Genomic DNA, 14281 nt, shown 5'->3' on the forward strand with positions numbered 1-14281 from the left:
GCCGGGATTTGGGATTTGGGATTCGCAAGAGCGTTAGCATCTGCAAGTTCATCGTCCCGCTGTTGCATCCGGCGCGGCAAAGCCGCTTTTACCAATCCCGAATCCCGACTCCCCAATCCCGGCTCAAAACGTCCTACATTGCCGCCAACGCACCGGCTCGTCGCGGTCCGGGCGTGGATTGAGCTGGATGCGCACGGTGCGCAGCGAGGGATAGCGCTCCACTTCCTTGCAGATCCGCGGCCACACCCGCGCGTCGTCGTCGCTGCGGTCGATCACCAGCGTCATCTGGGTCTGCCAGATGCCGCGGATCACGCCGGGCGTGCTGGCCAGGGCCTTGGAGACCGAATGGCGATACTCGGCCTCGGTGGCCGGGTCGGGGTCTGCGCTTGCCGGCGGTGCTTCGGTGACGGATGCGGCAGCGGCAGCGGCCGCTGCCGCAGGCGCGGCCACCGGCGTGGTGCCTGGTGCCGGCGGCGCTGCCGGCGTGGGCGCGGCGGGCGCGTGGGGCGCGGCCACGGACGTGGCATCGGCGCTGCGCTGCTGCAGCGCCAGCCCGCCCAGTCCCACCAGCAGGCCCAGGGTCAGCGCGGCCAGTGCGGCGATCGCGGTATGCCGCTGCGCACGCCGGCGACTGGCGCCGATCACCCCGTCCTCCAGTTCGCTGGGCAGGTAGCGCTTGAGCATCGGCCAGATGCGGCGGCCGTCGAGGATCTCCACCGACTGCTTGTCGGCCGCGGCGATGCCGTCGCGCTGCACCTTGCCCTCGGTGACCAGGATGCCGCCCTGCGCGCCCATCAGCCGTGCCGCGGCCCCCAGTTCGTTGACCGCGGCCGAGCCGATCCGGTAGGCGCGACCGTGCTTGCACGACAGCAGCCAGCGCGCATCGCCGCGGGTCATCACGAAATCGCTCTGCGGTTCCTGGGAAACGTCCTCGTCGGCCACCGCGTCGTGCAGGTCGCGCTGCTCGCGCATCGCGCGCCGCACCATGCGCGAGAAATCGCGCCAATGCAGTCCGGCCAGCGCATGCAGCCCGGCGGTGGTTTCGTTCTCGCGGCGCCGGACCACCCACAGGTAGAGCGTGGCAGCGAGCCATGCTCCAACTGCCAAGACCGTTGCCACTATCCAGGAAAACATGCTCGCACCCGCGTAACGCTATTCGATGACGCCAGTCTATCGCCAGCGTGTCACAGCGCCGGCAAGGCGACAGCGGGGAACGGCGGACAGGAGAAGACCCGCCAGTCCGAAGCCGAGAGGGGAGGGGAGCAAACGGTCTTCAGATGGACTGGCGGGTCCGTCCCGATTGTCGGAAAAAATCTGCTGCTTTGCAACAAAACCTTATTCGGCCGCTGCCGGTGCCGCTGCACGCTTGCGGCTGGCGCGTTTCGGCGCGGGCGCGGCGCTGGCCACGACCGGACCGGCACGGCGTCGCGCCGGCGCTGCCTGCTTGGCCGGGCGGGATTTGGGCGCGGCGGTCTTTGCCGCCTTCTTGGCTGCCGGCGCCTTGCCCGGCGCCTGGCGTGCGCGACGGCCGCTGCCGAGGTTGCGCAGTTCGGCATTCAAAGCGTCTACGCGGTCGACCAGCGTGCCGAGGTCTTCGCGGCTGGGCACTTCCAGTCTGCGCAACGCGCGCTGCACCCGGTCCTCGAACACCTTCTCCAATCGGTCCCAGGTGTCGGCGGCGCGCTCGCGCGCCTGGCCGACCCGGTTCTCCACCACGTCGCGCACCGCATCGACGCCGCCGCCGGCCAGCTTGCGCGTGCTCTGCTCCAGGGTCAGGCCTTCCTTGACCAGGGTTTCGAACAGCTTGCCGCCTTCGGCCTGGGCACGGCCGAACGCGCCGACCCCGGCCAGCCACACCTGCTGCGCGGATTCGCCCAGACGCTTGGACAGCTTTTCCGCCTGCGCCTGCAGGCCCTCGTCGGCAGCGGCGGCAGACTTCTTCTTGCGTGCGGATTTCTTCAGGGTGGCCATGACGGTGCGGTTCCTTCGGCGGTTGGGTGGCTGGATTCGAGACTCACGGCGTTGGTTAGAGTAATCACACCAGCGCCGGCGCCTCAGTCGGCGGAAAGCGGCGGCGCGCGCCGGGTGCGGCGGGTGGCGCGGCGCCGCGCAATGACCTGGTCGACGTCGTCGAGCGCGCGGCGCAGGCGCGCGGTGGTTTCGGTGGTGCGCCCTTGCTGCACGTCCACGCCGTCGATGAAGGTGCGTTGGCGATCGTTGAGGATGTCGTGGCGCAGCGCGATGCCGTGCGCGGCCAGCATCGGCTCCAGCACGTCGGCGTTGCGGCGCAGGTCGGCCAGCGTGTTGCGATAGGCCAGCTGGCAGACGCGGTGGCGTGCGGCATAGCTGAACAGATTGGTGAAGAACAGTTCGCTGTTGTCGGCGTTGGGTTCGAACACCAGCTGGTCCACGCGCGGATATTGCCGCGCGTACTTCTCCAGCCCTACCTGCATGCGCGACTGCAGGAGGGTGCGGAAGGTCTGCGACAGCACCGCCGGCAGGCCGCCGTTGAGCAGCCGCGCGCGGTCGATCTGGCCGTTGCGGCGCGGCGCGTGGGTCGCGTCGTAGGGCACCAGCGGGTTGATCCCGATCATCAGGTCGATGCCGCGCTCCAGCAGGGTGGAGGCATGCATCGTGCGCCGCAGCGCGCCGTCGACGTAGTGGTGGCCGTCGATCTCCACCGGCGGGTACAGCCCCGGCAGCGCGGCGCTGGCCTGCACCGCCAGCGAGATCGGCACCTGGTCCAGGCCCGATTCGCCGAAGCGCACGGTGCGGCCGCTGTCCAGGTCCACCGCGACCACGAACAGGTCGGTGTCCAGCGCGCGGAAATCGTTGCTGCGGCCGCGGCGGCTGAACACGTCCTGCATGAAGCGCTCGACCCCGGCGTTGTCGAACAGCCCGCTGGGCACCAGTCCGCCGAAGCGGGTGATCAGATCCGACCAGCGGGTCTTGCGCGGCTCGGTCAGCAGGTCGTGCCACCAGCCGTAGGCGAGCTTGGGCAGGGTCGCGGCGCGGCGCAGGTATTCATAGACGTTGGGGCGCAGGAAATCCTCTGGCCGGAAGTGCGCATCGTCGCTGTTGCCGGTGACGAAGATCCGGCAGATCTCGGCGCTGCTGATGCGATTGGCCAGGCCGGCGGTCAGGAACGCGCCGGAACTGACGCCGACGTAGCAATCCAGCCGGGTCAGGTCGAGTCCGTCCAGGGCCTCGTCCAGCGCGCGCAGCGCGCCGAGTCCGTACATGCCGCCGATCGGGCCGCCGCCGGCGATGGCCAGGCCGATACGGCCGTGGGAACGGGGGCGTGGCGAGGCGCTGTGGAGGGAAAGCATGCGCGGTCCGCGAAGGGCGTTGGCCGGAGTGTAGCCGAGCGGCATGATGCTTGCGGTCACGCGCGGCGACCAGCATCATCGGCGCCCATGGCGCGCAGCAATCCCGTCCTGGAACGACTCGGCCGCCGTCTGGCGTGGCATCAGGCCGTGCACGATCCGGCGCACGAGCCGCGCAATGCGCTGCGTTGGCTGCAGGAACTGCGGCGCTGGCAGACGCAACGGCTGGAGCGCAGCTTCGAACACTTCCTGGAGGACCCGCAGCGGCGCCCGGCGGCGATGTTCTTCCTGACCGACGTCTATGGCGACCGCGATTTCAGCCGGCGCGATGCCGACATCGTCAAGGTGCTGCCGATGATGCAGCGGCTGATGCCGGCCACGCTGCTGGACACGGTCGCCGACGGCATCGAGCTGGGCGTGCTGACCCACGCGCTGGACCTGCGCATGGCCGAAGCGCTGCAGGCGCTGGCGCCGCGCCGCAAGCGCCTGGACGACGAGCTGTACGCCGAGGCCTACCGGCACACCGGCCTGCGCCGCCTGCGCCTGCATCAGATCGACCTGATCGCCAGCGTCGGCCTGGGCCTGGCCACCGCGGTGCACACCCCCGGCGTGCGCATGCTGCTGCGCTTCGCGCGCGGCCCGGCCAAGGCGGCGGGGCTGTCGGAGCTGCAGGGGTTCCTGGAACGCGGTTTCGACGCGTTCTCCAAGCTTGGCGACGCGGAAGGCTTCATCGGCGACATCGAGACCACGGAGCGCGAAGTCTCGCGGCGCCTGTTCGCCGGGCACCCGCAGCCGTTCGCGTTCGACTGAGCGGGCCGGACCCTCACCCCAACCCCTCTCCCGGTGGGAGAGGGGCTAAAGCGCTGCGGTTGTTCCCTTCTCCCATCGGGACCATGGCCCCCTTTTCGGGGGAAGGTGGCCCGCAGGGCCGGATGAGGGTACGGGCGAAGCCTCGCGCGCCCAAACACAGCGAGCCGCTTCGCGCCGGACCCTCACCCCACAACCCCGCTCCCGACGGGAGAAGGGCTTTGCCGCTCAGCCCAGCTTTTCCGCCAGCACGCGGCGGATCTCGCTTTCCACCGTGCCTTTCAGCGCCGACAGCAGGAAGCCCAGCTCGGCGGTGACGTGCACCTGCTTGGGCAGCAGTTCGATGCGCCCGTCCACGCCGGAGCGCGAGAACAGCAGCGCATCGCCGTCCCAGCGCGATTCCAGGTCGAAACGTTCGGACAGCTTCTTGGCGGCGTCTTCGATCGCCTTGCGCGCCTGTGCGGGGGTCTTGCCGTGGTCGTGGCGGATGTCGATGCTGGACATGCTGGCTCCTGTGCGGGCATGCGGCCCGCGGAAAAGATCAGGCATTGTGCGTATGCGCGGAGTGTTGTCCAGGTGCGGCGCGCTTCTTCAAGCGCGGGCAACCTGCTAGGCTCCCCGCCGTGCCCGACCTGCAAGTCCATTTCAGCAACCGCCAGCAACCCGACCGGCCCTTGCGCGCGGGCGTGCACCGCATCGTGCGGCAGGCGTCCGGGCATGTGCGCGTGGTCGACGACACCCAGGGCGCGCTGCTGCTGGCGCAGTTCTGCCTGGACCGGCGCGGGCTGTGGCTGCAGGTGGCCAACGGCGTCCGCGGCATCCACGTGAACGGGCGTCCGGTGCGGCGCATGGCGCTGCTGCGCGCCGGCGATGCGGTCTATGCCGATGGCGTGGAAATGGTGGTCCGGGGCGTGTGCGAGCCGCTGCAGCGCCTGCCCGATGCGGCGGAAGGCGAGGGCGACGATCCGCGGCTGGTGTTGCGCGGGGTCGGCGGCCAGCATCATGGCCGCAGCTATACCCTGGACCGGGTGCGCAGCATCGGCCGCCTGCGCGACTGCGATATCTGCATCGACGATCCCGCTTTCGCCGAACGCCACGCGCGCCTGGAGCGCCATGGCGAACGCGTGCTGCTGCGCGGGCTCGGCGATGCGCAGACCCAGGTCAACGGCAATGCGGTACGCGATTGCTGGCTGCAGCCTGGCGACCAACTGGTGTTCGACACGCAACACCGCTTCGTGCTGGAAGTGCCGCAGGCGGCGGCCGGCGAACCGCTGAAGCACGATCCGGCCAGCGTCCCGCTGGCTGCCGCAGCGGAGCCCGCACCGCGCCCGGCCACCGCGCTGCGCTGGCCGTGGCTGCTGCTCAGCGCCTTGCTGCTGGCGGCCGCGCTCAGCGGGCTGCTGTGGTTCGGCGCGCGCTGAGCGCCCGCCAGCCGCGCCAGCCCAGCAGCAGCGCCAGGATCGCCGCGTACAGCAGCGGTTCGCGGATGTCCGATTTCACCAGCCACCAGAAATGCAGCACCGCGAGCACGCCGATCGCGTAGATCGCCTTGTGCAGCTTGCCCCAGTTGCGCTTGAGCCGGCGCATCCAGCCCTGGGTGGAGGTGATCGCCAGCGGGATCAGCAGCAGCCAGGCGAGGAAGCCGACGGTGATATAGGGACGCTTGACGATCTCTTCGAAGATCTGCGCCCAGTACCCGCGCAGGTCCAGACCCAGATACACGCCCAGGTGCACGCAGGCGTAGAAGAACGCATATAGCCCGAGCATGCGCCGGAAGCGCAGCAGCACCGATTGCCCGCTCAGCTGCCGCAGCGGCGTGATCGCCAGGGTCAGCAGCAGCAGGCGCAGTGCCCACAGCCCGGTGCGGTGCTCGATCTCGGCGACCGGATCGGCACCGAGCGCATCGCTGCCGCTCTGCCACACCTGCCAGAACTGCCAGCCCAGATAGGCCAGCGGCGCCAGCGCGAGCGCATGCACCAGCGTCTTGGCCGCGATCAACGAAGCGGATGTCTTAGCCATGCGCCATCATCGAGCCGCGTTGGAGCGACAGGCGCGAACCGCAACCGCGGCGCGCCCAGGCTGCATGGCGTTCCGCAGCACAACCAGGCGCCACGCTTTTCCCATTCCCGATTCCCGGTTCCCCATTCCCAGTCTCTACTCAATACCATTTCTTCAGATCCATCCCCGCGTACATCCCCGCGACCTGCTCGGCATAGCCGTTGAACGGGCGGGTCGGGATGCGTTCGGCGAACAGCTTGCTGGCCTTGCCGGCGATGCGGCGTTCGGTCTTCTGGCTCCAGCGCGGATGGTCCACCGCCGGATTGACATTGGAGAAGAAGCCGTACTCGGAGGCCTGCAACTCGTGCCAGGCGGTTTCCGGCATGCGTTCGACGAAGCGGATCTCGACGATCGACTTGATGCTCTTGAAGCCGTATTTCCACGGCACCACCAGCCGCAGCGGCGCGCCGTTCTGCTGCGGCAGCGGCTTGCCGTACAGGCCGGTGGCGAGCAGGGTCAGCGGGTTCATCGCCTCGTCGATACGCAGGCCTTCCTTGTAAGGCCAGTCGATCGAGCGGTAGCGGATGCCGGGCATCTGCTGCGGATCGGCCAGCGTGGTGAAGGCGACGTACTTGGCCTTGGAGGTCGGTGCGAAGCGCTTGAGCACCGCGGCCAGCGGTACCCCCAGCCACGGGATCACCATCGACCAGCCCTCGACGCAGCGCAGCCGGTAGATGCGCTCCTCCGGGCTGCTGCCCTTGAGCAGGTCGTCCAGCGCCAGGGTGCCGGGCTTTTCGCATTCGCCGGAGACCTTCACCGACCACGGCGCGGTGCGCAGGGTCTTGGCCGCCTTCGACGGATCGGTCTTGTCGGTGCCGAATTCGTAGAAGTTGTTGTAGCTGGTGACGTCCTCGTAGCGGGTCAGTTCTTCGCTGGTGCGAAAGCCGCTGCGCGCCTGCTCCGGGGTCACCACGGTCTTCGGCGGGGCCGGCGGCTCGGCCTCGGCGCAGCCGACCAGGCCCATCGCCGGCGCCAGCGCCAGGGCCTGCAGCAGGCGTCGCCGATCGCGGTAGACCGCCTCGTCGGTGATCTCGCGGCTGGGGATGTTGAGCGCATCGCGCAATGACATGGCTGACTCCTGGAGGGGGCGGGCGACCGTTGGCGGCTTCTTGGCAAAGACTACGCTTGCGCCGGGCCAATGGATGCAAATGCAACCTAAATTGCCCGGGCCGCAAGCTGGTGCGCTGCGGCATACTAGGCGTCTTGTCCGATAGGTGCCCCATGACACGCGCGTTCAATTTCAGTGCCGGCCCCGCTGCATTGCCGGAATCGGTCCTGCGCCAGGCGCAGGCGGAGATGTTGGAGTGGAACGGCGTAGGCGCCTCGATCGTGGAGTTGAGCCACCGCGGCGCCGAGTTCATGGCGGTGGCGGCCGAGGCCGAAGCCGACCTGCGGCGCCTGATCGGCATCTCCGACGACTACGCGGTGCTGTTCCTGTCCGGCGGCGCCACCACCCAGCAGGCGCTGCTGGCGCTGAATTTCGCCGCGCCCGGGCAGACCGTGGACTACGTGGTCACCGGGCACTGGGGCAAGACCGCGATCAAGCAGGTCACCCCGTACGCCAACGTGCACGTCGCCGCCAGCAGCGAGGCCGGCGGCTTCCATGACATCCCGCCGCGCGACAGCTGGCAGCTCAGCGCCGATGCCGCCTACGTGCACATCACCGCCAACGAGACCATCCACGGCGTCGAATTCCGCGACGCGCCGGACGTGGGCGCGGTACCGCTGTTCGCCGACTTCAGTTCCAGCATCGCCGCCGAGCCGATCGACGTGTCCAAGTACGCGGTGATCTACGCCGGCGCGCAGAAGAACCTGGGGCCGGTCGGGGTGGCGGTGGTCATCATCCGCAAGGACCTGTTGCAGCGCAGCGGCCAGCCGCGCGCCGACATCTTCGACTACCGCTCGCACGCCGCGCGCGATTCCATGCTCAACACGCCGCCGACCTGGAACTGGTACCTGGCAGGGCTGGTGTTCAAGTGGATGCTGGCCGAGGGCGGGGTGGAGGAATTCGCGCGCCGCAACCAGGCCAAGTCGGCGCTGGTGTACGCGGCGATCGACGGCTCCGGCGGCTTCTACCGTAACGAAGTGGTGGCCGATGCGCGCTCGCGGATGAACATCCCGTTCTTCCTGCCGGACGAGACCCTCACCGCGCGCTTCGTCGCCGAATCCAAGGCGGCCGGATTGCTGGCGCTGAAAGGACACAAGGCGGTCGGCGGCATCCGCGCCTCGCTGTACAACGCGATGCCGGTGGCCGGCGCGCAGGCGCTGGTCACCTTCATGCGCGACTTCCAGCAACGCAACGGCTGAGCCGTCCCCCTGTAGGAGCGGCTTCAGCCGCGACCGGATGCTTCACAGGCGCTCCGGAACATCGAGGAACCACGATCCATGGCCGCAAAGCCGAACAAATCCCGAACCGCTGACGCCGAATCGAGCAAGCCGACCAGGAAGGCCAAGCCGGACAAGCCGAAATCGACGGCGATCGCCGAGCCCGCCGCGGCGGCGCCGGCGCTGGCCGACGTGCGCGCCAAGATCGACCAGATCGACCGCACCATCCAGGCGCTGATCGCCGAGCGCGCGCAGTTCGCGCACCAGGTCGGCAAGGCCAAGGGCAAGCTCGCCGCAGCGGTGGACTACTACCGTCCCGAGCGCGAGGCGCAGGTGCTGCGCATGGTGGTGGACCGCAACCAGGGGCCGCTCAGCGACGAAGTGCTGGTGCACGTGTTCCGCGAGATCATGTCCGCCTGCCTGGCGCAGCAGGAGCCGCTGAAGATCGGCTATCTCGGTCCGGAAGGCACCTTCAGCCAGCAGGCGGTGCTCAAGCATTTCGGCCGTTCGGCGGTGGGCCTGCCGATGGCGACGATCGAGGAGGTGTTCCAGGAAGTGGAGAGCGGCAACGCCGATTTCGGCGTGGTGCCGGTCGAGAATTCCGGGCAGGGCACGATCCAGGTCACGCTGGACATGTTCCTGACCTCGAACCTGAAGATCTGCGGCGAGACCGAGCTGCGCGTGCACCAGTATCTGCTGTCGCGCACCGGCCGGCTCGATGCGATCGAGCGCATCTATGCGCATCCGCAGTCGTTCGCGCAGACCGCGGGTTGGCTGCGCGCGCACCTGCCGAAGGTGGAGAAGATTCCGGTGTCGAGCAATGCCGAGGGCGCGCGGCGCGCACGCAATGCGGAGGATGCGGCGGCGATCGGCGGGGAGAGTGCGGCGCATGTGTATGCGCTGAAGAAGGTGATCATGAAGTCGATCGAGGACGACGACGACAACACGACGCGCTTTCTGGTGATCGGCCGGCAGATCTTTCCGCCGTCGGGGCACGATCGGACGTCGGTGCTGGTGTTCATCCACGACAAGCCGGGTGCGCTGTTCGATGTGCTGAGCCCGTTCGCGCGGCATGGGATCAGCATGAACCGGATCGAGTCGCGGCCTTCGCATCAGGCGAAGTGGGAGTATGGGTTCTTCATCGATCTGGCTGGGCATGTGGAGGACGAGTCGATGAAGCAGGCGCTGGCGGAGTTGAAGGCGCATTCGGCGCAGATCAAGGTGTTGGGGTCGTATCCGGTGGCGGTGCCCTGATCTGATGGTTTGCTTACGGGCGGCTTTAGCTGGAAACCAAAGCCAGAGCTAGAAGCCGGAGCTAGAAGCAAAGGCTTTCGCGCGTTGCGCGACTTACTTTTCTTTGTACGGCCAAAGAAAAGTAAGCAAAAGAAAGGCCGCCCCAGTCGGGTCGCCCCGCGCTGCGCGCGGGGTCCGCGAGCAACCTGGGATTTTTCGATGGCACATCCATGTGCCAGCGAAAAACGTCGCGCATCCTGCGCGCCGCCCCTGCGGGGTTCTTCCCAGGCCGCTCGCCGACCCTCAATGGGGACCCCTGAAAAGCGAAGGGCAACAACAGCAACAACAACATCAGCAACAGCAGCAGCAAAAGCAACAGCAGCAAAAGCAACAGCAGCAAAAGCAACAGCAGCAAAAGCAACAGCAGCAGCAACAGTGGAATCGGCTGCAACAACAAGATCAACAGCGCGGGGCCCGCTTGCGGGTGACGACGGCAATCTCAGGAACGGTGATGAGCAACGAGCAGTACTGGATCGCGACGAAGGGCTCTGCCTTGCAGGGGACGTTGAATGTGCCGGGCGACAAGTCGGTCTCGCATCGGGCGGTGATGTTCGCGGCGCTGGCCGATGGGGTGTCGCATATCGATGGGTTCCTGGAGGGTGAGGACACGCGGTCGACCGCGGCGATCTTCGCCAGGCTCGGGGTCAGGATCGAGACGCCGTCGCCGTCGCAGCGGATCGTGCATGGTGTCGGCGTCGATGGCTTGCAGGCGCCGCAGGGCGAGCTGGATTGCGGCAATGCCGGGACCGGCATGCGCCTGCTCGCTGGTTTGCTGGCGGCGCAGCCGTTCGACAGCGTGCTGGTCGGCGACGCGTCGCTGTCCAAGCGGCCGATGCGCCGCGTGACCGAGCCGCTGGCGCTGATGGGCGCGCGCATCGACACCGACGCCAACGGCGTGCCGCCGCTGCGTATCCATGGCGGGCAGCCCTTGCACGGCATCGAGTTCGCCTCGCCGGTGGCCAGTGCCCAGGTCAAGTCGGCGGTGCTGTTGGCCGGGCTGTATGCCGACGGCGTCACCTCGGTGCAGGAACCGCATCCGACCCGCGACTACACCGAGCGGATGCTGTCCGCGTTCGGCGTGGAGATCGCGTTCGAACCCGGCCAGGCGCGCCTGCGTGGCGGCCAGCGGCTGCGCGCCACCGACATCGCGGTGCCTGCCGATTTCTCTTCGGCGGCGTTCTTCATCGTCGCCGCCAGCATCGTTCCGGGTTCGGACATCACCCTGCGCGCGGTCGGCCTCAATCCGCGCCGCACCGGCCTGCTCGCGGCGCTGCGGCTGATGGGCGCGGACATCGTCGAGCACAATCACAGCGAACACGGCGGCGAGCCGGTGGCCGATCTGCGGGTGCGCTACGCGCCATTGCGCGGAGCGCAGATTCCCGAAGCGGTGGTGCCGGACATGATCGACGAGTTCCCGGCGCTGTTCGTCGCTGCCGCCGCAGCGCAGGGCCAGACCGTGGTCACCGGCGCGGCCGAGCTGCGGGTCAAGGAATCCGATCGCCTGGCCGCGATGGCCACCGGTCTGCGCAGCCTTGGCATCGTCGTCGACGAGACGGCCGATGGCGCCACGATCCATGGCGGCCCGCTGGGTAGCGGGGTGATCGAAAGCCATGGCGACCATCGCATCGCGATGGCGTTCGCGATTGCCGGCCAGCTGGCCGATGGCGAGGTGCGGATCAACGATGTGGCCAACGTGGCGACCTCGTTCCCGGGCTTCGACACGCTGGCGCGCAATGCCGGATTCGGGCTGGTCGCTGCCGGTTGAGAGGGGCCGCGGCCTGCCAGGCGCAGGCCGCGACGCGTGCATCGTTTGCCGGCCGCAAGGCGGTCCGGCGAGCGCGTCGCTACGGAGCGCGTGGAGGATCGTTGGCAGGCGTCGCCGGCGCGGGGACATTGGTAGGCATGTCGTCGCCGCGATCGCGGCTGAGCCACCAGCCGCCGGCGGCCAGCACCAGCGCGACGACAAGGATCCATGCCCAAGGCGAACCCCGGTGGGCATGCGAACGGGCCTTGGTGTCGTTTTCCCGCGTGTACAGCTCCTGGGTATCGTGCGGTCTCGACATGGTCGTGCTCCTGCGTCTTGAGGACGCGACCAGTCTTGCCTCGATCCTGTTCAAGGTGTGTCAGCCACCTGTGAACGCGCAGCGCGCGCCGCAAGCTTTGTTCAGCTTACTGAGCCGGCTTGAAGTCGAACGGAATCTCAAGGCTGCCGGCGACCGCCTGGCCCTTCTGCTGCGCCGGGCGGAAGCGCCAGCGACGCACGGCTTCCATCGCGGCGCGATCCAGTTCGCGCGAGCCGCTGCGCTTGACCAGGGCCACGCCACCGGGGTTGCCGCTGGCGTCCACCTCGACCCGCACCACCACCGTGCCGCTGTCGCCGCGGCGCAAGGCCGCCGACGGATAGCGCGGCGGCGGTTGCCCGTCCAGCGGCACCGGACGATCGCCCGGTGCCAGTGCGGTGGCGTTGGTTCCCGCAGCAGCGCCTTCGGTGCCGCCGGGCACCGGCGCCATCGCATCGGCGGGCGGCGGGGCCGGCGGCGCGGTCTCCACCAGTTTCGGCGCTTCTTCCGCTGCCGGCGGCTTGGCCTGCGGCATGTCGCTGGCGCCGCTGCCGGCGGGCAGGGGTTCGGGCAGCGGCTTGATCTCTGCCGCATCCTGCTGCACCTGCGCCGGCTGCGGCTTGTAGAAGTCGTTGTCCTTGCGCCCGACCAGCCATACCGCCAGGAACAGCAGCAGCCCTGCGCAGAAGGCGATGCCGACGATCACGAGGAGGCGGCGCGGCAGGCGCAGCACGATGCCGGTGTTGGAGGACGGAGGCGACGTGGACATGGGACTCACCGTAGGGAACCGCTGGATTCTGGCATAGCCGCGGTTAATCGGGTGCGCAGCGCGGCGCAGCCTGGCTGTTTCGGCAAAAGCGCGGCCGACAGGCGATAATGCGCGGCTCCGATCCATCCACGTGCCGCGCCCATGCTCGATCCCGTCCTGCTCCGCCAACAGCCCGCCGACCTCGCCGAGCGCCTGCGCACCAGCCGCGGCTATGCGCTGGACGTGGCCGCCCTGGAAGCGCTGGAGGCCGACCGCAAGCGCATCCAGGTGCGTACCCAGGAATTGCAGAGCCTGCGCAACAGCCGTTCCAAGGCGATCGGCCAGGCCAAGGCCAAGGGCGAGGACGTGGCCGCGCTGATGGCCGAAGTCGCCGGAGTCGGCGACGAACTGAAGGCCTCCGAACAGCGCCTGGACGAAATCCGCGCGCAGCTGGAGACGCTGGCGCTGGAGATTCCCAACCTGCCGCAGGCCGACGTGCCGGCCGGCAAGGACGAGGCCGACAACGTCGAGGTGCAGCGCTGGGGCACGCCGCGCGCCTTCGATTTCGAGGTCAAGGATCATGTGGAACTGGGCGCGCGCCATGCCTGGCTGGACGGCGAGACCGCGGCCAAGCTGTCGGGCGCGCGTTTCACCGTGCTGCGCGGGCCGATCGCGCGCCTGCACCGCGCGCTGGCGCAGTTCATGCTCGACCTGCATACCGGTCCGCACGCCTACCAGGAAATCAACGTGCCGGTGATCGTCAACGCCGACAGCCTGTACGGCACCGGCCAGCTGCCCAAGTTCGAAGAGGACATGTTCGCCACCCAGCTCGGCGAGCAGAAGCGCTACCTGATCTCCACCTCGGAGATCTCGCTGACCAACCTGGTCCGCGACGAGATCGTCGAGGCCGAGCGCCTGCCGCTGCGCATGACCGCGCACTCGCTGTGCTTCCGCTCCGAGGCCGGCAGCGGCGGCCGCGACACGCGCGGCATGATTCGCCAGCACCAGTTCGAGAAGGTGGAACTGGTCAGCATCTGCCGTCCCGAGGACAGCGCTGCCGAGCACGAGCGCATGACGCGCTGTGCCGAAGTGGTGCTGGAAACGCTGGGGCTGCCGTACCGCAAGGTGCTGCTGTGCACCGGCGACATGGGCTTCTCGGCGACCAAGACCTACGACCTGGAAGTGTGGCTGCCGTCGCAGCAGACCTACCGCGAGATCTCCTCGTGTTCCAACTGCGGCGATTTCCAGGCGCGGCGCATGCAGGCGCGCTGGCGCAATCCCGCCACCGGCAAGCCGGAACTGCTGCACACGCTCAACGGCTCCGGCACTGCGGTCGGCCGCGCGATGATCGCGGTGATGGAGAACTACCAGAACGCCGACGGCTCGATCGACGTACCCGACGCGCTGCGTCCGTACATGGGCGGTATCGACCGCATCGGTTGAGCTTCAGGCCCCTGCGCAGGCGGCGCGGCGGCCGGTCTTGCGGCAGTCTCCGGCGGTAAGTGCGGGAGCGAGGTCAGTCGCGACGGGCATTGCCGGGAACGCCTGTCGCGACTGACCTCGCTCCCGCCGTCGTTGCCGGTTGACGAAAGCCGCTCCGGCGTGGCGTCCTGTGCCTTGCCGCTGTGCGGATGCGGTGGCTGCGCATTCGCCCGCCCCCAGGC

At 68.6% G+C, this 14281-nt stretch carries 14 protein-coding genes and 1 pseudogene; 6 read left to right on the forward strand and 9 right to left on the reverse strand.

Annotated features, from left to right (window positions below):
* Positions 1–123: 123 nt before the first annotated feature.
* The 3 genes from H9658_RS01575 to H9658_RS01585 all read right to left on the reverse strand — a co-directional run bounded on the left by H9658_RS01575 (position 124) and on the right by H9658_RS01585 (position 3329).
* On the reverse strand, positions 124–1107 hold the full coding sequence (locus H9658_RS01575) for a restriction endonuclease (RefSeq protein ID WP_225209663.1): 984 nt from the start codon (positions 1105–1107) through the stop codon (positions 124–126).
* A gap of 228 nt (positions 1108–1335) precedes the next feature.
* Positions 1336–1971 carry a phasin family protein gene (locus H9658_RS01580; RefSeq protein WP_191824113.1) on the reverse strand — a complete coding sequence of 212 codons (636 nt, stop codon included), beginning with the start codon at positions 1969–1971 and terminating at the stop codon, positions 1336–1338.
* 83 nt (positions 1972–2054) lie between these two features.
* Entirely contained in the window at positions 2055–3329 is a 1275-nt protein-coding gene (locus tag H9658_RS01585) for a patatin-like phospholipase family protein (RefSeq protein WP_191824114.1), read from the reverse strand.
* Between the two features lie 87 nt (positions 3330–3416).
* On the opposite strand from H9658_RS01585, the gene H9658_RS01590 reads away from it, so the two are divergent.
* Positions 3417–4136 carry an FFLEELY motif protein gene (locus H9658_RS01590; RefSeq protein ID WP_179564995.1) on the forward strand — a complete coding sequence of 240 codons (720 nt, stop codon included), beginning with the start codon at positions 3417–3419 and terminating at the stop codon, positions 4134–4136.
* A gap of 225 nt (positions 4137–4361) precedes the next feature.
* Here the strand turns inward: H9658_RS01590 and H9658_RS01595 are convergent, their stop codons facing one another.
* Positions 4362–4637 (reverse strand): polyhydroxyalkanoic acid system family protein, encoded by a 276-nt coding sequence (locus H9658_RS01595; protein ID WP_003473856.1) that lies wholly within the window; start codon positions 4635–4637, stop codon positions 4362–4364.
* Positions 4638–5104: 467 nt separating this feature from the next.
* On the opposite strand from H9658_RS01595, the pseudogene H9658_RS23265 reads away from it, so the two are divergent.
* Positions 5105–5554 (forward strand): annotated as a pseudogene (locus tag H9658_RS23265) (FHA domain-containing protein); the annotation flags it as partial.
* Here H9658_RS23265 and msrQ read toward each other — a convergent pair.
* Positions 5523–6152, reverse strand: coding sequence for a protein-methionine-sulfoxide reductase heme-binding subunit MsrQ (gene msrQ, locus H9658_RS01605; protein ID WP_191824115.1), 630 nt, complete (start codon positions 6150–6152; stop codon positions 5523–5525). The pseudogene H9658_RS23265 and the gene msrQ sit on opposite strands and share 32 nt — an antisense overlap.
* Before the next feature lie 139 nt (positions 6153–6291).
* The gene (msrP, locus tag H9658_RS01610) at positions 6292–7260 is read right to left on the reverse strand and encodes a protein-methionine-sulfoxide reductase catalytic subunit MsrP (protein ID WP_179564992.1); all 969 of its coding nucleotides are present in this window, start codon (positions 7258–7260) and stop codon (positions 6292–6294) included.
* Positions 7261–7412: 152 nt separating this feature from the next.
* Here msrP and serC point away from each other — a divergent pair, with 152 nt between their 5' ends.
* Together serC and pheA are read left to right on the forward strand one after the other, a co-directional pair.
* Positions 7413–8498 (forward strand): 3-phosphoserine/phosphohydroxythreonine transaminase, encoded by a 1086-nt coding sequence (gene serC / locus H9658_RS01615; RefSeq protein ID WP_191824116.1) that lies wholly within the window; start codon positions 7413–7415, stop codon positions 8496–8498.
* 78 nt (positions 8499–8576) lie between these two features.
* Positions 8577–9770, forward strand: a complete 1194-nt coding sequence (gene pheA / locus H9658_RS01620; RefSeq protein WP_191824117.1) for a prephenate dehydratase — start codon at positions 8577–8579, stop codon at positions 9768–9770.
* Between the two features lie 61 nt (positions 9771–9831).
* Here pheA and H9658_RS01625 read toward each other — a convergent pair whose 3' ends face one another.
* Positions 9832–10182, reverse strand: a complete 351-nt coding sequence (locus H9658_RS01625) for a hypothetical protein (protein WP_191824118.1) — start codon at positions 10180–10182, stop codon at positions 9832–9834.
* A 78-nt stretch (positions 10183–10260) separates the two neighbouring features.
* Here H9658_RS01625 and aroA point away from each other — a divergent pair, with 78 nt between their 5' ends.
* The gene (aroA, locus tag H9658_RS01630) at positions 10261–11574 is read left to right on the forward strand and encodes a 3-phosphoshikimate 1-carboxyvinyltransferase (RefSeq protein WP_191824119.1); all 1314 of its coding nucleotides are present in this window, start codon (positions 10261–10263) and stop codon (positions 11572–11574) included.
* A 79-nt stretch (positions 11575–11653) separates the two neighbouring features.
* Here aroA and H9658_RS01635 read toward each other — a convergent pair whose 3' ends face one another.
* Positions 11654–11872 carry a hypothetical protein gene (locus H9658_RS01635; RefSeq protein ID WP_179564985.1) on the reverse strand — a complete coding sequence of 73 codons (219 nt, stop codon included), beginning with the start codon at positions 11870–11872 and terminating at the stop codon, positions 11654–11656.
* Positions 11873–11978: 106 nt separating this feature from the next.
* Positions 11979–12638 carry an energy transducer TonB gene (locus tag H9658_RS01640; protein ID WP_191824120.1) on the reverse strand — a complete coding sequence of 220 codons (660 nt, stop codon included), beginning with the start codon at positions 12636–12638 and terminating at the stop codon, positions 11979–11981.
* Between the two features lie 141 nt (positions 12639–12779).
* Between H9658_RS01640 and serS the strand changes: the two genes are divergently transcribed.
* On the forward strand, positions 12780–14060 hold the full coding sequence (serS, locus tag H9658_RS01645) for a serine--tRNA ligase (RefSeq protein WP_191824121.1): 1281 nt from the start codon (positions 12780–12782) through the stop codon (positions 14058–14060).
* Positions 14061–14281: the final 221 nt, after the last annotated feature.

The sequence above is a fragment of the Xanthomonas bonasiae genome (assembly GCF_014836395.1).
Taxonomy (GTDB): Bacteria; Pseudomonadota; Gammaproteobacteria; order Xanthomonadales; family Xanthomonadaceae; genus Xanthomonas_A; species Xanthomonas_A bonasiae.